16 protein-coding genes are annotated in these 18,947 nt (G+C 55.3%); 7 read left to right on the top strand and 9 right to left on the bottom strand.

What is annotated here, in order from left to right; genetic code table 11:
* Positions 1-162: 162 nt before the first annotated feature.
* Entirely contained in the window at positions 163-1,824 is a 1,662-nt protein-coding gene (locus tag ACZ5FM_RS03445; protein ID WP_464039725.1) for an alpha/beta hydrolase, read from the top strand.
* Between the two features lie 35 nt (positions 1,825-1,859).
* Here ACZ5FM_RS03445 and ACZ5FM_RS03440 read toward each other — a convergent pair whose 3' ends face one another.
* Positions 1,860-2,699, bottom strand: coding sequence for an SDR family oxidoreductase (locus ACZ5FM_RS03440; protein ID WP_250983038.1), 840 nt, complete (start codon positions 2,697-2,699; stop codon positions 1,860-1,862).
* Positions 2,700-2,837: 138 nt separating this feature from the next.
* Between ACZ5FM_RS03440 and ACZ5FM_RS03435 the strand changes: the two genes are divergently transcribed.
* The gene (locus ACZ5FM_RS03435) at positions 2,838-3,212 is read left to right on the top strand and encodes a winged helix-turn-helix transcriptional regulator (RefSeq protein ID WP_464039724.1); all 375 of its coding nucleotides are present in this window, start codon (positions 2,838-2,840) and stop codon (positions 3,210-3,212) included.
* Positions 3,213-3,217: 5 nt separating this feature from the next.
* Here the strand turns inward: ACZ5FM_RS03435 and ACZ5FM_RS03430 are convergent, their stop codons facing one another.
* A complete protein-coding gene (locus ACZ5FM_RS03430; protein WP_192487324.1) occupies positions 3,218-3,649 on the bottom strand; it encodes an Lrp/AsnC family transcriptional regulator in 432 nt (143 codons plus the stop codon).
* Between the two features lie 124 nt (positions 3,650-3,773).
* On the opposite strand from ACZ5FM_RS03430, the gene ACZ5FM_RS03425 reads away from it, so the two are divergent.
* Complete coding sequence (locus tag ACZ5FM_RS03425) at positions 3,774-4,874, top strand: saccharopine dehydrogenase family protein (RefSeq protein WP_464039723.1); 1,101 nt, start codon at positions 3,774-3,776, stop codon at positions 4,872-4,874.
* Positions 4,875-4,928: 54 nt separating this feature from the next.
* On the opposite strand, the gene ACZ5FM_RS03420 is transcribed toward ACZ5FM_RS03425, so the two are convergent.
* The 4 genes from ACZ5FM_RS03420 to ACZ5FM_RS03405 form a co-directional block, all read right to left on the bottom strand.
* Positions 4,929-6,392, bottom strand: a complete 1,464-nt coding sequence (locus ACZ5FM_RS03420; RefSeq protein WP_464039722.1) for a protein adenylyltransferase SelO — start codon at positions 6,390-6,392, stop codon at positions 4,929-4,931.
* A 75-nt stretch (positions 6,393-6,467) separates the two neighbouring features.
* Positions 6,468-7,667: a low temperature requirement protein A gene (locus tag ACZ5FM_RS03415; RefSeq protein ID WP_464039721.1), complete on the bottom strand. Its 1,200-nt coding sequence runs from the start codon at positions 7,665-7,667 to the stop codon at positions 6,468-6,470.
* Positions 7,668-7,694: 27 nt separating this feature from the next.
* Entirely contained in the window at positions 7,695-7,973 is a 279-nt protein-coding gene (locus ACZ5FM_RS03410) for a hypothetical protein (RefSeq protein WP_464039720.1), read from the bottom strand.
* Between the two features lie 94 nt (positions 7,974-8,067).
* Positions 8,068-11,247 (bottom strand): PAS domain S-box protein, encoded by a 3,180-nt coding sequence (locus ACZ5FM_RS03405; RefSeq protein ID WP_464039719.1) that lies wholly within the window; start codon positions 11,245-11,247, stop codon positions 8,068-8,070.
* A 248-nt stretch (positions 11,248-11,495) separates the two neighbouring features.
* Between ACZ5FM_RS03405 and ACZ5FM_RS03400 the strand changes: the two genes are divergently transcribed.
* From ACZ5FM_RS03400 to ACZ5FM_RS03385, 4 genes are all read left to right on the top strand, one after another.
* A complete protein-coding gene (locus tag ACZ5FM_RS03400; RefSeq protein ID WP_259145543.1) occupies positions 11,496-13,211 on the top strand; it encodes a glycoside hydrolase family protein in 1,716 nt (571 codons plus the stop codon).
* 97 nt (positions 13,212-13,308) lie between these two features.
* Entirely contained in the window at positions 13,309-14,118 is an 810-nt protein-coding gene (locus ACZ5FM_RS03395; protein WP_464039718.1) for a porin family protein, read from the top strand.
* Positions 14,119-14,156: 38 nt separating this feature from the next.
* On the top strand, positions 14,157-15,230 hold the full coding sequence (locus tag ACZ5FM_RS03390; protein WP_464039717.1) for a linear amide C-N hydrolase: 1,074 nt from the start codon (positions 14,157-14,159) through the stop codon (positions 15,228-15,230).
* 101 nt (positions 15,231-15,331) lie between these two features.
* On the top strand, positions 15,332-15,661 hold the full coding sequence (locus ACZ5FM_RS03385; protein ID WP_464039716.1) for an SMR family transporter: 330 nt from the start codon (positions 15,332-15,334) through the stop codon (positions 15,659-15,661).
* A 27-nt stretch (positions 15,662-15,688) separates the two neighbouring features.
* Here ACZ5FM_RS03385 and ACZ5FM_RS03380 read toward each other — a convergent pair whose 3' ends face one another.
* The 3 genes from ACZ5FM_RS03380 to ACZ5FM_RS03370 are packed head-to-tail and all read right to left on the bottom strand — an operon-like array spanning position 15,689 to position 18,915.
* Positions 15,689-15,892, bottom strand: coding sequence for a heavy-metal-associated domain-containing protein (locus tag ACZ5FM_RS03380; RefSeq protein WP_250983047.1), 204 nt, complete (start codon positions 15,890-15,892; stop codon positions 15,689-15,691).
* 21 nt (positions 15,893-15,913) lie between these two features.
* On the bottom strand, positions 15,914-16,342 hold the full coding sequence (gene cueR, locus ACZ5FM_RS03375; RefSeq protein ID WP_192487314.1) for a Cu(I)-responsive transcriptional regulator: 429 nt from the start codon (positions 16,340-16,342) through the stop codon (positions 15,914-15,916).
* Positions 16,339-18,915, bottom strand: coding sequence for a heavy metal translocating P-type ATPase (locus tag ACZ5FM_RS03370; protein WP_464039714.1), 2,577 nt, complete (start codon positions 18,913-18,915; stop codon positions 16,339-16,341). The genes cueR and ACZ5FM_RS03370 overlap by 4 nt, the downstream gene beginning before the upstream one ends.
* Positions 18,916-18,947 lie beyond the last annotated feature (32 nt).

Here is an 18,947-nt window from a genome sequence, read left to right as displayed (position 1 = left end):
AATTCAACAGAAAAGCCGTCTTACCATAAGCGTGTCTTATCGTGGGACTTTAATCACGGGACCACATTCCTGCCCCCCATTGATTATTACAGTTATCTGTTGGCTTTAGCCAAACACCCGTAATAGACTTGCGGGAATGACCAACAGGATTTTGAAACCCTCATGAATTTTCAATTCCTTAGGAATAGTCTCCGTTCTCTTTCAATCACCGGCATTCTGATTGGCACGCTGTTTTTCTGCGTGTCGCTGACGCCAAGCCTGCTGCCCCGGACCTATGTCATGCAGGGGGCACTGTGTGGATTTGCCTTCAGCACCGGTTACATAATCGGTGTCTTCCTGCACTGGGTGTGGGCCTATCTGCAATTGCCGGAACCGAACCGCCATCAGGCGCGCGGCATACGGTTCCTCATTTCTTTTGCAAGCCTAGTCACCGCGGTCTTTTTCCTGTGGCAGGCAGCCGAATGGCAGAACTCCATTCGTATATTGATGCAGCTTCACCCCGTTGACAGCGCACATCCAACCAAAACCGGCCTGATCGCTGCGGCGATCAGCATTGTGCTGATTGCAGCCGGTCGCCTTTTCCAGTTCATCCTGCGGTTTACGTCACAACGCAGTGGCCGTTTCCTACCGCGCCGGGTGGCGAATGTTGTCGGCATCGCAGTTGCCGTGTCGCTTTCATGGATGGTGGTCAACGGCATCATTTTCGACATTGGCCTGCGAGCAATGGACTCGTCCCTCAAACAGTTCGACTCGATGATGGAACCGGATGTTGCACGGCCGACCGATGCCAGCAAAACCGGCAGCAGCGCATCGCTGGTCAGTTGGGAGGGGCTTGGCCGACGCGGGCGTGAATATGTGGCAACCGGCCCTTCGAAGGCAGAAATCGAAGCGTTCACCACCAAACCGGCGATGGAACCCATCCGGGTCTATACCGGCCTGAACTCAGCCGAGACACCGCAGGAGCGAGCAAAACTGGCGCTGGAGGAATTGAAGCGCCAAGGCGGCTTTGAACGCTCGATGCTCGCTATCATCGTGCCGACCGGCACCGGCTGGATCGACCCTGAGGCAGTCGACACGCTGGAATATCTGCACCATGGCGATACGGCCAGCATCGCCGTGCAATACTCTTATCTCTCCAGCTGGCTGGCGCTGCTGACAGAGCCGGATTACGGCATCGAAACCGGCCGGGCACTGTTTCAGGAGGTCTATGGTTACTGGACCACGCTGCCAAAAGACCAGCGCCCCAAACTCTACCTGCATGGGTTGAGCCTTGGTTCGCTGAACTCCCAGAAGTCTTCGGATCTTTATGATGTTTTGGCCGATCCGTTTGACGGCGCCCTGTGGAGCGGACCACCCTTTTCCAGCACAACATGGCGCATGGCGACCAATGGCCGCGAACCAGGTTCGCCGGCATGGTTGCCACGCTTTCGGGATTCGTCGGTCATCCGCTTTGCCAACCAGACCACCACGGCGGAAATGCCAGACAAGCCGTGGGGACCCATGCGCATTGTCTACCTGCAATATGCCAGCGACCCGATTACCTTCTTCGAGCCATCGGCGCTTTATCGCCGTCCGGCATGGATGGACACGCCGCGAGGGCCGGATGTGTCGCTGTCGCTGCGCTGGTTCCCTGTCGTGACACTTCTGCAATTGGGACTTGATGTCGCCTCTGCAACAACGGCACCGATGGGTTATGGCCACGTCTATGCGCCGGAGCATTATATTGACGCGTGGATCCAGGTGACGCAGCCACAAGGCTGGAGCGCGGAAGAAACGGAGCGGCTGAAGGCGTTTTTCATCCAGCGGCGCAGTCTGACAGAATAGGGCAGAAACAGCTCTGCCCTATCTAGGGTCTTCACTTACGCCTTGAGTGTCGCAAGATTGTCGGCGATGTAGGTTTCCAGCGAACGTGCGGGTTTACCGGTCAGCGTTTCAACATCACCGGTCACACCTGACGTCCAACCCTGACGGACCGGGTAGAAGATCGAGGTGAGGAATGTTGCGTAATCCTCCGGTACACCAACACCGGTCAAAAGGCTGATAAAGGCCTCGTCACTCAAGGTCGAATAGGTCACAGGCTTGCCGGTTGCCGTGGAGATCAACGCGATCGCCTCCGCGTAACCCAATGCTTTAGGCCCTGTCAGGCTAAATGCCTTGCCATCAAAATTGCTTGTTGTGAGTGCTGCGGCTGCACTGGCGGCAATGTCCCGCACATCGATGAAACTGGACTTGCCATCATCAGCGGGAACCGAGACCTGACCGTGATCGATGCCTGCCTTCCAGTAAGTGTGGAAATTATCCGAGAACCAATTGGGCCGCAGGATGACATAAGGCACGCCTGAATTGATGATTACCAGTTCCACTTGGCGGTAAGGGATGCTGTCATCGGCATCGACACCCAGCACGCTCTGGAAGACGATTTTGACATTGCGGCTGATAGCAGCCTCAATCACCGGCAGCAACTTGCCCTTGGCATCGACGTAACCGCCAGCCAGCATGATGTAGGCGCGATCGACGCCCTCGAAAGCCGGGCCGAAGGTCGCCGCGTCATCGTAATCAAACCGCAAGCCTTCCGCACCATCAATAGCGTTACCGGAGCGGGACGCGGCCTTCACGCTTTCGCCCTTTTCGAGCAACAGCTTGACCAGCGGTTTGCCGACGTTTCCATTTGCCCCCAATACGAGAACCTTGCCTGCCATTTCAAAACCCCTTAGTATCTGTTAGAAACTATGTATGCTCGAGATACATACTTTCATCACGAAGGTAGCGAAAGAGAGCACTTTAAAGTCACATGGTTTCCGTCAGGAAACCGGTGACCATGCCAAAGCGGGGTTGAGATGGAACATGTCTATGATGTCTACGAGGATCGCTGCCCCACCCGTATGGTGCTGGACAGGCTGGCCGACAAATGGGCGCTGTTGATCCTGGACCGGCTGCGCTCCAAGACCGTGCGCTTCAACCATCTGCGACGCGACATCAAAGGCATTTCGCAGAAGGTTCTGTCACAGACATTGAAAAAGCTGGAGCGTGACGGCCTCATCAACCGCAAGGTCTTCCCCACCGTCCCGGTGACCGTGGAATATTCACTGACACCGCTTGGGCTGACATTAAATGAAACCGTTGCGGCGCTGACTCATTGGGCAGAAGGCAATATAGAAGCGGTGCTTGCGGCGCAAAAAGCCTATGATGACAATGCTGCCGAGAAAAACTGAGCGGTTCAGCGCGAAATACGAGTCGACAGAATAATCGACGACAGGGTTCGCTCGACCCCGTCGATTGCGCCGATGCGATCAATCAGGCTGTCGAGGTCGGCAATGGATGGCGCTGCCAGAATAGCAATCAGATCAAAGGTGCCGCTGACAGAGTGTAGTGTCGTGACTTCGCTGATCGCGGCGAGTGCCGCCGTCACTGCCGGCAGGGATTTGGGCGCGATGGTGATCAGCACATGCGCCCGCACCAGCCCGCTGCGATAGGCATCCGACAGCCGAAGGCCGTAACCGGCAATCACCCCATCCGCTTCCAGACGCTCGATCCGGGCCTGCACCGTGGTGCGTGACAGACCAAGTTTGCGCGCCAGTTCCGTCACCGGCATGCGGGCATTTTCACTCAACAGCGCCAGCAAAGCGCGATCCTTGTCGCTCACCGTCATATTGCGCAATCCTATGGGCATTATGCGTTATTTATTTCGTCTATATGAAACATATGCAGCTACGAATCGACAAGAAAAATCGTCATTCTGTTAAAAAATTGCATCATCCTGTGGGGAAATAAAAATGAAAAACATTGTCGTCGTTGGCGCTGGAAATATTGGCTCTGCCATTTCATGGATGCTGGCAGCCACAGGTGATTACCGGATTATCGTTGCGGATCGTTCTACAGAACAGTTGACCAATGTGCCGGCTCATGAGCTGGTTGAAACCAAAGTTGTCGATATTACCAACCGTCCGGAACTTGAGGCCTTGCTCAAAGGCCAGTTCGCGGTGCTGTCTGCCGCACCGTTTCACCTGACCTCAGGCATCGCCGAAGCAGCGGTTGCAGTCGGCACACATTATCTCGATCTGACCGAAGACGTTGAATCCACCCGCCGGGTCAAGGCACTGGCGGAAACCGCCAACACCGCGCTCATCCCGCAGTGCGGACTGGCACCCGGTTTCATCTCCATCGTGGCTGCCGATCTAGCGTCGCGCTTCGACAAGCTGGACAGCGTGCGCATGCGGGTTGGTGCCCTTCCGCAATATCCGTCCAATGCGCTCAACTATAACCTGACCTGGAGCACCGACGGCCTGATCAACGAATATATCGAACAGTGTGAAGCGATTGTCGAAGGACGTCTCACCGCCGTTCCTGCTTTGGAAGAGCGCGAAGAGTTTTCACTGGATGGCGTGACCTATGAGGCGTTCAATACCTCGGGTGGCCTTGGCACACTGGCGGCGACGCTGGAAGGCAAGGTGCGCACCATGAACTACCGCACCATCCGTTATCCCGGCCATGTGTCGATCATGAAGGCGCTGCTAAACGACCTAAACCTGCGCAACCGCCGCGAAGTGCTGAAGGACCTGTTTGAAAATGCCCTGCCCGCCACCATGCAGGACGTGGTGATTGTGTTTGTGACTGTGTGTGGCACACGCGGTGGCCGTTTCCTTCAGGAAACCTATGCCAACAAGGTCTATGCCGGCGCCGTATCAGGCCGCATGATGAGCGCAATCCAGGTCACCACCGCCGCCGGCATCTGCACGGTGCTCGACCTTCTGGCCGATGGCACCCTGCCACAAAAGGGTTTCGTGAAGCAGGAAGAAGTTGCTCTGCCCAAATTCCTCAACAATCGCTTCGGCCATTATTATGCGCCGCATGACGGTTTGGCGAAGGTCGGCTAAAGCTCCACACTCGGGGGCAATCACGTCTCGCCCCCAAACCTGCTTGCGCTGGGCTTAAGTCCCGCAGAATGTCCTGAACACCCGCTCATGGCCCATTGGCGGCTGCATGTAGACGGAAAATTCCGGCAGTTCTTCAAACGGCTTGGCAATTGCCTTCAACATGTCGTGGAAGGGTTCAAAGTCACCATCTTCAACCGCCGCCGCAATCAGCTCCTCAATGCGATGGTTGCGCGGAATGATTGCCGGGTTGGTGGCGCGCATATTGACCACCCGTTCTTGCGATGACGTGACTTCGCGCCCTGCCCGTCCTTTCCACCGCGCAAGCCACGTATCAATCGAATGCAGATCAATAAACATGCTGCGGAAAGGCTCGACGTTACCCTCGGCGGCATCGCACAGCCGGCGGAAGGCGAGCGTGAAATCGACCTCACCCAGCTTCATCTGCTCCAGCAAATCCTGCACCAGCGCTTCATCATCATCCTCTTCACTGTCCAACCCAAGCTTCTGGCGGAAACGGCTGAGCCAGCGCTGCGGGAAGGTTTTGGCGAAATCTGCCAGCACGCCATTGGCCATCTCGGCCGCTTTCTCGACATTCTCATCCAACAGCGGCAACAGGCACTCCGCCAGCCGGGCAATGTTCCACTGGGCGATGCCGGGCTGGTTGTTGTAGGCGTAACGCCCCTGCGCATCGATGGAAGAAAACACCTTCAGTGGCTGGTATTCATCGAGAAAGGCACAGGGGCCAAAGTCGATGGTTTCGCCTGACACTGCCATATTGTCAGTGTTCATCACGCCGTGAATGAAACCGACCATCAGCCAGCGTGAAATCAGTTCAAGCTGGCGCGCGGCGATGCCCTGCAGCATGGCAAGATAGGGGTTTTCGGCCTGTCTGGCGTCCGGATAGTGGCGATCGATGACGTGATCGGCCAAGGCCTTGATGGCCTCATTGTCTTCTCTGGCGGCAAAAAATTGGAATGTGCCAACGCGGATATGGCTTGCGGCAACGCGGGTGAAGACACCGCCCGGCAGACCTGTTTCACGCTGCACCCGCTCGCCTGTCGTCACAGCGGCAAGCGCGCGGGTGGCGGGAATGCCAAGCGCATACATTGCCTCTGATACGATATACTCTCGCAACACCGGCCCAAGCGCCGCGCGCCCGTCCCCTCGCCGAGAGAACGGCGTACGACCCGACCCTTTCAGCTGGATGTCGCGGCGTTTGCCTGAGGTGTCGACCACCTCACCCAACAGGATTGCACGACCATCCCCAAGCTGCGGCACGAAGCCGCCGAACTGGTGACCAGCATAGGCCATGGCCAGAGGCTCGGAGCCTTGTAGAATGGTGTTGCCGGAAAAAATCTGCGCCAGACGGGCATCATCGGCATCGGCCAGATCAAGCCCCAGCTCCTCGGCGAGTGGCTTGTTGAAAACAATAAGCTGCGGCGCTTTTACCTGTGTTGGCATGACCGCTGCGGTGAACCGCTCAGGCAAACGGGCATATGAATTATCAAATTGGGTCAAGGTTTCACTCCCTGCGTTTGCCTCTTATATGGGGCTTGTCAGGCAAAGATGCGAGAGGATTTCATCCACACAGCGTCACGCAGCGGAAACGGTGACTGCACGCCGGCGAACAACCAGATACTCCCATATGGCGACCATCAACAGCACGGCGGCACTGGCAATCTGCAACAGATAAAGCGGCAGGCCCGGCAGGAAGAGCAACCCGACCAAAATCGAAATACCGACAAAATGCGACACTGGCCGCATATGGGCCGAGGCTATTTTCACACCGATCGCTCCGGCCAGAAACAGGACCGGCCCACCGATGATGGCCAGTGTCTGGCGCAGCGTTGCTTCGTCATGGCTATGCGACAGGCTGAAATCTTCACCCACCGCGGTTAAGATGATGCCGGCGACAATTGGCAAATGACCGTAATTAAACAGGCTTTGAGCGATCTTTTCCGGTTCGGCAGCGCCATCCACCTTTTCAGACACCCGCTCCTGCGCATAGTCAAAATAGATCCACCACATCAGCACCGTGCTGGAAAAGGCGCAGAAGAATACAACGAAAGTCAGGCTGGAATTCATATGCTCCGATGCGGTGCGCCCGGTCGTCAGAATGGTTTCGCCGAGGCAGATGATGACGAAAAGGGCGCAGCGTTCAGCCAGATGTTCGCCCGACAGCCCGAGCTTTTCTTCACCACCAGTTTGCAGACCCGGTACGTAGTACTTTACCAGCGGTCCTGCATATTCTACCACAATGGCAAGCGTCCACAGCACTATGCGCAGGTGTAGTTCGGCTAGTCCCCCGGCAAACCAGAACAGGCTTGAAAACACCAGCCACACCGCAATACGCGCAAAGATGCGATAATTCTCGTCATCAACGCCTTTGAACACATAGAGTGCAAAACATGTTCTACCGATCTGAATGGCGCTGTAGATGGCTGCAAACACCATGCCCTGTTCGGCAAAGGCTTCCGGGATGGCAATGGCCAGCAGTATGCCACCAAACATCATGGCAAACAGCAACAGCCTGACCACTTCCTTTTCAGTGTTCAGCAGGTTGGTCAGCCAGGTGGTGTTGATCCACAGCCACCATAAAGCAAAGATAAGGATTGCCGCCTCAATGAGGGCGGTCGTGCCGAAATCTTCGGCTAGCGTGTGCGATAACTGAATAAGTGCAAATACAAACACCAGATCAAAGAACAATTCAGGGAATGTCGCCTTGCCGCTTTCCTGATCATCACGTTTCAAAAGCCCAGCTTTTGCTGGCTCTTTCGCCTGTGTCTTTTTCATGATGTGCCCCCGCATACCGCCTGTCGTTTATTGCGCTGCTGCGTCAGCCAGATCATTTCGTTCCAGCGTCGGGTTTTCCCTGCCGGGAAACTGCATGGCATTTGCTGGATCCGTGTAAAAACGCGGGCCGACAAGACGAACGCGCTTGCCTGCAACATCGGTGATGTAATGGACCTCACCCGAAGCGGCGGTCACAGCTTGGTTTTTCTGGGCCGGTGGGCTGACAGCTTTTATGGATTGAGACAAAGCGGGAAGTGAAGTGGCTGTGAGGGTGATTGCCGCAAAACTTATCGACAGCCAATTCATATCTGTTCTCCACACATGATGAGATTTCACGCATGAAGAACAGCAAAGGGAAAATTTTGTTCCATCGCCGGGATGACGGCCAGCAGCGGATCGATCAGGACGCCTTTGGAAGAACGTCCAGGGACGGTTTGTTTTTCAGTTGCGGGATTTCGTTGAGCAGTTCGCTGACCTGATTTTTCGTCAAAGGTCGCGCCATCAGGAAGCCCTGAACCTCGTTACACTGATCAGCAGTCAGCATGACAAGCTGTTCGTTGGTTTCAACACCTTCAGCCGTGACGGACAGGCCAAGTGCCTTGCCGAGACCCAGGATGGCCTGAATGATCGAACGTGCACTATCGCTGGAATCGATGTCGGAAATAAAGCTGCGGTCGATCTTGATCACATCAAATGGGAAGTTGCGCAGATAGCTCAGTGAGGAATATCCGGTTCCGAAATCGTCCATTGCGAGCTTTATGCCCAGCGCCTTCAAATCCCGCAGCACTTCATTGGCGCGCTCGGCATCCTCCAGCAGCACACCTTCGGTGATTTCAAGTTCCAGCAGATGGCCAGGCAAACCGCTTTCCAGCAGGCAGGATTTGACCTTGTCCACCAGCCCGGCATCTCGGAACTGAATGGGCGATACGTTGACGGAAACGCCGATGCTGTCCCATTGTGCAGCAGCATTGCAGGCAGTGCGCAATATCCATTCACCCAGCGGAACGATCAGACCGTTCTGTTCGGCAATCGAAATGAAGTCCATCGGGTTGATGCGGCCATGTTCCGGGTGTGCCCAGCGAACCAGTGCTTCAACGCTGCGGATCGTTCTCTGGCGTGTATCAAATCGTGGCTGGTATTCGAGATAGAAGTCGCCCGCCGTCAGACTGTGGCGCATGTCTTCGGCCAGCTGACGCTGGGTGCTGATCTTCTCATTCATGTCGGATGCGAAAAAGCTGTAATGCCCGCGACCATTTTCCTTGGAGCGGTACAGCGCCGTGTCGGCCATCCGCAACAACTCATCCGGTGTCGTCGCATCGGTTGGCGCGATAGCAATACCGATTGACATGCCGATGCTCACCTCACCACCATCGTGACGGATCGGCTGAGTGACAGACTTGTAGAGATTTTTGCAGAATGGCTCGATCTCATCCATCGTCATTCCCGGCGCGGCAATAACGAATTCGTCACCTCCGATACGGGCAACAAGCTGGTCGTCTTTCAGCGCGCGGCGCATACGGTCTGCCACCTCACCCAACACCCGGTCACCGACATGGTGGCCATAGGTATCGTTGACCGGCTTGAAGCGGTCGAGGTCGATGTAGAACACCACCATGCTGGCTTCCGGGCCACCAAGGCAGGCATTCATGAAGCTCGAAAGCTTGGCGCGGTTGGGCAGCGACGTTGCCGCATCATGGTTGGCCTGACGGCGAGCATCTTCGAAGGCTTCGGCCAGAGCAACATTCGAGCTGACATCGGTGGCGTATTTGATGACCTTGACCGGCTTTCCGTCGAGATCGAGAACGGGGTTATAGGAGGCCTGAATCCAGATTTCACGACCGTCCTTGCCTAGACGCTTATACATGCCCGAATGATAAGCACCTGTGCGCAGCAGATCCCAGAACTCAACATATTCCTGGCTGGCAGCAAATTCTTTTTCAACAAGCGTCGCGTGATGTTTGCCGTCCAGTTCATTGGCCTCATAACCAAACATCGACAGGAAGTTTTCATTGGCCTCGGCAACCGTGCCATCAAGGTTGAATACGACAACGCCCTGAGATCTATGGATCGCATTGATCTGACCGACATGATCGGCATGCATCATTTTCTCAGCGGTGACATCGGTCGCATATTTGACGATTTTAAACGGCTTACCGTTCATGTCGAGAATAGGGTTGTAGGTTGCCTGCAGCCAGATCTCGCGACCATCCTTGCATATGCGGCGATATTCGCCCGCACAATGATTGCCCTCTGACAGCTTTTTCCAGAAGGACTGGTAGTCCTCAGTTTTGGCATACTCTTCTTCGACAAACATGCTGTGGTGCATGCCGCGTACGTCGGAATAACGGTAACCGGTGGCATCGAGGAAGTTTTCGTTGGCATCAATGATCGTGCCGTCGAGCTCAAAGGAAATCACACATTGCGCGTTGTGAATCGCAGCAATCTGGCCTTGATTATCGGCCTGCAACAAACGTTCATCAGTGACCACAGAGGCGTATTTCACCACCTTAACCGGCTGGCCATTGGTGTCGAAAATCGGATTGTAGGTCGCCTGCAACCAGACCTCCTTGCCGTCCTTGCCGATACGGCGGTACTGGCCGGAGCGATGGTGCCCCTTGCGAAGGTCCTGCCAGAAGGCGGCATATTCGCCGCTATGCGCATAAGACGGCTCAACGAAGATGCGGTGGTGACGTCCGCAAATTTCGTTTTCAGTATAGCCGGTGGCTTCCAGAAACAGGTCGTTGGCATCCAGAATGGTGCCGTACATATCAAAGGTTATGACAAGGTTCGACTTGTGGATGGCGGTAATCTGCCAGCTGTAATCGGCTTGACGCAGCTTTTGCTGGGTAATGTCTGTGGCGTATTTAACCACCTTTGTCGGACGTCCAGCAGGGTCTAGTACCGGGCTGTAAACCGCCTGCAGCCAGACTTCCTTGCCATCCTTGTTGATCCGGCGGCATTCCCCCACGCGGTGTGCGCCGCTGGACAGTTCCTTCCAGAAGGCTTTGTATTCTGTACTTTCTCGTTCTTCCTCTTGGATGAAAATTGAGTGGTGCTGGCCAAGTATCTCCTGTTCCTCATAACCCATGGCATTGAGGAAGATTTCATTGGCACTGAGAATAACGCCGTTCAGCGAGAAATGGGCAACGGCTTGCGTTTTGTTAATGGCGATGATCTGGCTGCGCTCGTCCGCTTCGCGGGTCTGCTGCTCAGTCACATCCTCAACGATCTGCACGATTTCAGTGATATGGCCACCGTCGTTCTGCAGGGGCACATAACGCGAATGTAGCCAGATTTCATGCCCGCCATTTGTGATGCAGAGCGAACGCTTTTCAACGAACTTGCCAGCGCGCAGATTTTCCCAGATCGCGTTCTGTTCTGTGCGCTGGTAACTTTTGGACAGGAACATGGTTTCCTGCTGACCAATCAGGTCAGGTAGTTCATATCCGGTGATGCGCAAAAACCTGTGATTTGCAGCCTTGATCCTGCCATCCGGTGAGTACCGAACCGTAGCAAAAACCTGATTAAGCGCACGTAACTCGGCATGCACTTCAGAGGTTTTATTAGTAATGACAGACATTTGTTCTACCGGATAAAAGTGAAATTTCGGCACCTTTATAGTCCATGACTATCTAAACAAATGTAAACCCTTGTATCTCCACGATAAGTTCAACTTCTAAGTTAATGAAACATCTATTATGTGCCGCAAACATAGCGTCGTGGTTGCGGCAATATGCGCGCGCTGAAACCACGTGGCCTTTTTCTTGCTGAACTTTTGCGCCTTAGTTTCGTTGTCAAAGGTTAGACACAGACGAGAAAGGACGCCGAATGAACGACACATCCTTGCCCATCGAAGCAGAGAGCGCCATTCGCACCATCCACCTCGACCTTCCTGTCAACACGACATTCCACATATGGCTGAAGGCCAAAAAAGAAGATGAGGCAGGTGCCGTTGCGTTTTCCAATGCCAATGGGAAATTTGCGGAAGTTTCCAGTTCCAATACCGACGAATATTCATTTCGTATCTACCAGATTTTCGGCGGCGGCCATGTGGAACTGAACTATGACACGGCACTAACGGCCGTTTCGGTTATCTACTGGTTTACTGCCTCCGACGTACTGGAAACCGGCATTACCGTGGTTCACACCAAGCCCGACAACGCTGCACCTGACATATCAGGCAGCTATCATTTCCGCCCACCGTTCGGCTGGATGAACGACCCCAACGGTTTTGGTCGTTTTGAAGGGCGACCGCACCTGTTTTATCAGCATTATTCACACGGGCTTCACTGGAATACCATGCATTGGGGCCACGCGGTTTCATCCGATTACCTCCGCTGGCGGCATCTGCCGATCTTCCTGTTCCCATCCGAGGAGCTGGCCGCGAAACCCGACAAGCGTGGCGGGGCCTTTTCCGGCACCACCATTCCGCTTGCCGAAGGACCGGGCATTCGTGTGTTTTTCACCGAGCAGGAGTTGGGGCGCGAGCCTGAACAGCAGATTCAGCTGACCGCCACCTCACATGATCTGATCATGGCCGGACAGGCCGACGTTATTCTCGCCACTCGCCCCGCCAATGAAGGTCTGACGCCCGACTTTCGAGACCCATATGTGTTCAGGGGACCGGATGGCATCTGGAAAATGCTGCTTGGTAGCCAGAGCGATCAGGGCGGCGTTATCCTGCTTTATGAAACACAGGATCCGACCGCCGCCTCCGACTGGACCTATGTCGGTAAATTGCTGATCGAGACCCGCTACAAGACAACGGCCATCGAGTGTCCATGCCTGTTGCCACTGGATGGGCCGGTGACCGGGCGTGCCACGCGCTGGGTGCTGATTTATGGCCTGATGCACAGCGAGGATGCGCAGACCGGTCGCAAGAACCTGACCATGGCCGATGTCGGCTGGTTCGACGGAAAAACCTTCATCAAGTCCTTCGGTCAGGAACTGGATTTTGGCACCGATAACTATGCGTTTCAGGCCTTTCTGGATGGCGATATCGCCGTTGGTATCGGCTGGTTGGCCAACTGGTGTGATGCAAGCCCGGAAATCGATTTCCCCACCGCAATGACATTGCCAAGGCGACTGCATCTTGCCGGTGATGCCTTGTTGACCCCACCGATTGGTGCGGCAGAAAGCCTGCGCAGCCATATTCTCGACCGCACCCGCCTGGCAGCCGGTGAACGCGTTACATTTCTCAGCGGCGCCATCGAACTGCTTTTCGAAACATCGGAAGCAGGTAGTCACTTCGATCTGGAACTTGAACACCCCACCTTGCGCCTCGGCGTTGTGTGCGATGACACCGGGCTGTGGATCCGTCACGAGGATAAAAATGGTGCTCCATCCCCGCATTATCTGGCGCGGGATGCGAGACCGTCCCGCTTTCGTATTTTCCTCGATTTCGGCTCGATTGAAGTGTTCGCCGACAGAGGACGCTGGGTCGGCACAAAACGGATCGACGGCTTTGCCCCTGTCAGTTCCGCATTGCTACACGCGCCTGCTGGTTCTGTACAACACGCAACCGTTTGGGCACTTAAACCGTAGTCTTCTAAATTTCATCCACCCTGCATTGAATTAGATTGCGCGACAGTAACTTCTGATTATTATCCTCGCCAGATGCGTAAATGGCGGGGGCGCTAGTTTGTATCATTCCATTCGTTCGTTGATGTCGGTCGCGGCTCTATCAGCCCTTGCTTTTCCAGCTTTCGGCGCTGATTTCAACGCAGAACGCATGGCCCCTGAACGCGAATGGGCCGTGATTGTCAGCCCGTATGCTTGGGCCGCCAGCCTGAAAGGTGACGGCTCATTGGCTGGCTTCGACACCGATGTCGATGTGCCTTTCTCGAATGTTCTGAAACATCTCGACTTCGTCGTGATGGGTAATGTCGAGATCACCAATGGCTCTTGGGGCGTCTATTTCGACGCGCAACATGTGCGTACCAGCCAGGACGAACAGTTGCTGGCCAACGAACTCGATCTTGGTATCAAGACCACTTCCTTGAGTGCCGGTGCCTTTTTCAAGGCCTATGAGGCTGAACTGGATGGGCAGACTGTTTTCAACCGCCCACGCACCATTTCGATTGAACCGACCGCTGGCATTCGCTGGACCAAGCTGGAAGGTACTGTGCATTTTCTGGGTCTGAGCGCCCAAAAAAGCGCCGACTGGTTTGATCCCTTCATCGGTCTGCGCGTCAATGCCGATCTTACCGATCGCTGGAACCTGTTTAGCTCGGTGGATGTTGGCGGGTTTGATGTCGGATCGAAATTCACCATCAACGCACAATCCTATCTCGGTTACCGCACCACGATGTTTGGCAAACCGACGATCCTGCGGGCCGGATACCGCATGCTGCATCAGGACTATGAAAACGACGACTTTACCGGTGCCAGCAAGTTCCGCTGGAACGTGACGCAGCATGGGCCTGTCGTCGGTTTTTCCATGCGCTTTTGAACGTCCTGATACCAGGCTCCAAGCAGAGGAAATCTCCCATGAAAGCCAGACGCCTTAACGTTTCAAAATCATTGGTCGCCCTTGCCTTCGCCAGCGTTTTCACACTTCAGACCACTGCCGAAGCCTGCACACGCGTTGTCTATCTCGGTCCAAACGACAACATCATCACCGCCCGTTCCATGGACTGGAAAAATGACGTTGCGACCAATCTTTGGGTATTGCCGCGGGGTATAGAACGAACAGGTGAAACCGGCCCCAACTCCATAAAATGGAAAGCCAAATATGGCAGCGTGGTCGCCACGGGCTACGATGTCTCCACGACCGATGGCATCAATGAAATGGGTCTGAATGCCAACCTGCTGTGGCTGGTGGAATCGGAATACCCGGTGCTCGACAAAAACAAGCCGGGGCTGACAATCGCCGCTTGGGCGCAATATGTGCTGGATAACTTTGCCACCGTTGCAGAAGCTGTCGAAGCGCTGGAAAAAGAACCCTTCACCGTTGTGACTGACAACGTGCCGGGCGAAAACCGGCTGACCACGCTTCACCTTTCGATATCCGATGCCAGCGGCGACAGCGCCATTGTCGAATATATCAAGGGCAAGCAGGTCATTCATCACAACCGTGATTACCAGGTCATGACGAATTCTCCTCAATTCGAGCAACAGCTGGCACTCAACGCCTATTGGAAGAGCATTGGTGGCACCACGATGCTGCCGGGCACCAACCGTGCGGCGGACCGTTTTGCCCGCGCCTCGTTTTACGTGAACGCCATTCCGAAGGAAGAAGATTCCAACCGGGCACTTGCCAGCGTGTTCAGTGTGATCCGCAATGCCTCGGTGCCGTTTGGCATCAACACGCCGGAAGAACCGAATATCTCGTCCACCCGCTGGCGCGTGGTGACGGATCACAAACGCAAGCTTTATTTCTTTGAGTCGGCACTGACGCCGAACACCTTCTGGGTTGATTTGAAGAAGCTGGATTTTGCGGAAAACACTGGCAAAGTCCTGAAGCTCGATCTGGGACCGGATCAGGACCACACGTATTCTGGCGAAACCAGCGGCGAATTCAAGGAAAGCCCTGCCTTCAAATTCCTCGGCATACCGCAATGACAGCTGATCGGGTCGACATTACCGGCGTTGGCTCGTTTATGGACCTCAAATCATCGAAAATTCACGTGACGAGATTTCGCTTTTCTGCTTGATGCGTGTGCATGAACGCATATCTCGCACTTGGCATTGCCATTGTCTCGGAAGTCATCGCCACGGCTGCCCTGAAGGCGTCGCATGGCTTTAGCCAGTTGGTACCGTCACTCGTTGTGGTGGTCGGTTATGGTGCCGCGTTTTATTTCTTGTCGATCACGCTGAAAACCATCCCTGTCGGCGTGGCTTATGCCATCTGGTCCGGCACCGGCATTGTGCTGATCTCCATTATCGGTTGGGTTCTGATGGGCCAGAAGCTGGATCTGCCGGCGATTATCGGTATTGCGCTCATCATGGCCGGCGTCATCACCATCAATGTCTGGTCTTCAACAGGTCATTGATGGCGACGCGAAGGGTAGGGGCGGCTGTCACGCTGCCTTTTCAGGGCTGTAACCAGCCTCGCGGATGGCCTCTTCTGCGGCCTGCGCATTTCCTGTGACAGACACGCTGTGTGTCGAAAGATCGACGCTGACCACTGCATCCGGCAGCACATCTGCCAGCGCGCCACGCACGGTCTTTTCACAGTGGCCGCAGGTCATGTCCGGCACATGGAATGTTACCGTATCGCTCATGATATTTCCTTTCATGCTGTTTCAGTTTTTATGACGGTGAGATGGGTTGGATGGCGGCACGTCAAACCCCGCGAGATCATCGAGGATCGGGCAATCGGGCCTGTGGTCGCCACCGCAGCAATGGGCAAGGTGTGACAGGGTCGTCACCATGCTTTTCATTTCTGCGATCTTGTGTTCAAGATCGGCGATATGCGAGAGCGCAATTTCCTTCACCGCACTGCTTTCGCGGCTCTTGTCCTGCCAGAGTTTTAGCAGCGTTTCGGTCTCCTCCAGTGAGAAGCCGAGCGTTCTCGACCGCTTGATGAAACGCAGGTTGTGAATATCCTGCTCGCCATATACCCGGTAATTGTTGCCAGTTCGCTCCGCCGGATGGATGAGGCCGATCTGCTCATAATAACGGATCATCTTGGCAGAGACGCCGGAGGCTAATGAAGCTTGTCCGATATTCATGCGGCATGGGTTCCCTGTTGAGACATGTCATGGTGCGAAACCCTGACGGTTTTCAGTCGCAGCGCATTGGCCACCACGAAGACACTGGAGAGCGCCATGGCGCCCGCGCCGAGCATTGGTGACAATAGAATGCCAAAGGACGGGTAAAGCACGCCTGCCGCCACCGGCACCAGCGCAACGTTGTACCCAAAGGCCCAGAACAGGTTTTCCTTGATGTTGCGAATGGTCGCGCGGCTCATTTCAATTGCATTGACCACGCCGGTCAGGTCGCCACCCACCAACACCACATCGGCACTTTCGATTGCAACGTCTGTACCGGTACCAATGGCAAGGCCGATATCGGCTTCGGCAAGGGCTGGAGCGTCATTGATGCCATCACCAACAAAGGCAAGCGTCTTGCCGCCCTGACGCAGATCATGGATGGCCTTGACCTTGCCCTCTGGCAACACTTCCGCCACAACGCGGGTGATGCCAACCTGGCGGGCAATCGCCTTGGCGGTGCGCTCATTGTCGCCGGTCACCATGACAACCTCAACGCCCATATCCTGCAACGCCCTGATGGCAGTGACACTGGTCGGCTTCAGCGGATCGGCAACAGCAATGATCGCAGCCAATTGGCCATCGACTGCCGCGTAAAGCGGGCTCTTGCCCTCGTCGCCCAGACGGTTGGCAACCTCCGTAAAGACGTCAACGGAAAGTCCAAGCTTTTTCATGAAGCGATCAGCACCGACCTCAACCTTGCGGCCGGAAACCGTCGCCGCAATGCCGTAACCCGTTACACTCTCAAAATTCTGGGCAGCTTCTACGACACCCAAATTCCGGTCTTTGGCAGCCTTCACGATGGCCTCGGCAATCGGATGCTCGGAGCGCGCTTCAACGGCGGCAACCAAAGCCAGCACCTCGTTATCGGCAAACCCTTCCGCGACGACAAGATCGGTCAGTTCCGGGCTTCCCTTGGTAACGGTACCGGTCTTGTCGACAACGACGATTTCGGCAGAACGCAGGGCTTGCAGGGCATCCCCCTTGCGGAACAGCACACCAAGCTCAGCTGCCCTGCCCGTTCCAACCATGATAGAAGTCGGCGTTGCCAGACCCATGGCACATGGGCAAGCAATGATCAGCACCGCCACGGCATTGACCAGAGCATAGGTGTAGGCCGGTGACGGACCAAAGGTCAGCCAGACAAAGAAGGTGATGATGGCAATGGCGATGATCACTGGCACGAACAAGGCCGTGACCCGGTCGACCAGCAACTGGATTGGCAGTTTGGAACCCTGGGCCTCTTCAACCATGCGGATGATTTGCGCCAGCATGGTATCGCCGCCAACCTTGGTCGCCTTGAACTTGAAACCGCCTGTCTTGTTGATCGTGCCACCGATCACCGTTGCGCCGACTGTTTTTTCAACCGGCACCGGTTCGCCCGAGATCATCGATTCATCGACGAAGGACGCGCCCTCAACGACCTCACCGTCAACGGCAATACGCTCGCCGGGGCGAATGATGATGACATCACCCAGCACCACGTCATCAGGAGAAATCTCGATTTCCTGACCTTCACGTTCAACACGTGCCGTTTTGGCTTGCAGGCTGGCAAGTTTACGAATGGCATCGCCGGTTTTGCCGCTGGCACGTGCCTCCAGCAAACGCCCCGTCAGAATGAGCACCACGATAACGGTGGCCGCCTCGTAATAAACGAACTGCGCCTCGTAGGGCAGCAGATCAGGCGCAAAGGTCACAAACACCGAATAGGCATAGGCAGCGAGGACACCCAACGACACCAGCGAGTTCATCTCCGGCGCGCCATGCAACAATGCCGGAATGCCCGCCTTCAGGAAACGCCAGCCGGGGCCAAAGATGACCACTGTCGCCAGCGCAAAATAGATATAATACAGCGTCTGCGTTTCAATGACGCCCATCAGCCAGTGATGAAAAGGCTCGTAGATATGGCCAGTCATTTCGAGAATAAACAGCGGCAACGTCAGCGCGCCACCAATCAACAGGTCACGCTTTAAGGTCGCCTCGCTGCCAACATGGTGCATGTGGTCATGGCCACCATGGGAGGGGTGATCACCCGACGTATCACTGGTATGGCCAGCATGTGCGTGGCCCGCATGGGCATGATGTGCCGTACCCGATACCTTTGTTTTGAAACCGGCCGCATTGGCCGTTTGCAACAGAGTGTCGCGCTCGTGACGCCCGCCAATCGTCTCGATATGGGCAGCGCCCTGTTCAGCATCGACGTGAACATTGACCACGGTCGCAACCGCTTCCAGCACTGATTTAAGACGTTCGGCTTCCTGAGGATTGTTCAATCCTTCGAAATTCAGCTCAAGATGGTTCGGGGTTACCTCATAGCCCATTTTTTTCACGGCAGCGGCCAGTGCCTTGGCCGAAAAACCGTCGCCAGGTTCAACGGTCAGTTTCTTGGTGGCAAAGTTGACGGAGCTGGCTGCAACGCCCGGCACCTTCGCGGCGGCTGTTTCCACCCGGCGCACGCAGGAAGCGCATGTCATACCTTCAACGGGAACAGAAACCGGCTCAGCGGTGTGGATGTGTTTAATGGTCTCGTTCATGGGACACCCCTTTTTGAAATCCACCGGATGTC

It is taken from the genome of Agrobacterium sp. 5Ca50 (assembly GCF_055381905.1).
The sequence above is the reverse complement of the archived record's forward strand: the minus strand, read 5'-3'. Positions and strand labels throughout refer to the sequence as shown.

Coding starts and splice junctions, on each gene's coding strand:
- ACZ5FM_RS03440 (WP_250983038.1), bottom strand. CDS start 2,699: ATGGCAGGCAAGGTTCTCGTATTGGGGGCAAATGGAAACGTCGGCAAA.
- cueR (WP_192487314.1), bottom strand. CDS start 16,342: ATGAATATCGGACAAGCTTCATTAGCCTCCGGCGTCTCTGCCAAGATG.
- ACZ5FM_RS03445 (WP_464039725.1), top strand. CDS start 163: ATGAATTTTCAATTCCTTAGGAATAGTCTCCGTTCTCTTTCAATCACC.
- ACZ5FM_RS03415 (WP_464039721.1), bottom strand. CDS start 7,667: ATGAAAAAGACACAGGCGAAAGAGCCAGCAAAAGCTGGGCTTTTGAAA.
- ACZ5FM_RS03430 (WP_192487324.1), bottom strand. CDS start 3,649: ATGACGGTGAGCGACAAGGATCGCGCTTTGCTGGCGCTGTTGAGTGAA.
- ACZ5FM_RS03410 (WP_464039720.1), bottom strand. CDS start 7,973: ATGAATTGGCTGTCGATAAGTTTTGCGGCAATCACCCTCACAGCCACT.
- ACZ5FM_RS03390 (WP_464039717.1), top strand. CDS start 14,157: ATGAAAGCCAGACGCCTTAACGTTTCAAAATCATTGGTCGCCCTTGCC.
- ACZ5FM_RS03435 (WP_464039724.1), top strand. CDS start 2,838: ATGGAACATGTCTATGATGTCTACGAGGATCGCTGCCCCACCCGTATG.
- ACZ5FM_RS03425 (WP_464039723.1), top strand. CDS start 3,774: ATGAAAAACATTGTCGTCGTTGGCGCTGGAAATATTGGCTCTGCCATT.
- ACZ5FM_RS03370 (WP_464039714.1), bottom strand. CDS start 18,915: ATGAACGAGACCATTAAACACATCCACACCGCTGAGCCGGTTTCTGTT.
- ACZ5FM_RS03385 (WP_464039716.1), top strand. CDS start 15,332: ATGAACGCATATCTCGCACTTGGCATTGCCATTGTCTCGGAAGTCATC.
- ACZ5FM_RS03405 (WP_464039719.1), bottom strand. CDS start 11,247: ATGTCTGTCATTACTAATAAAACCTCTGAAGTGCATGCCGAGTTACGT.
- ACZ5FM_RS03400 (WP_259145543.1), top strand. CDS start 11,496: ATGAACGACACATCCTTGCCCATCGAAGCAGAGAGCGCCATTCGCACC.
- ACZ5FM_RS03380 (WP_250983047.1), bottom strand. CDS start 15,892: ATGAGCGATACGGTAACATTCCATGTGCCGGACATGACCTGCGGCCAC.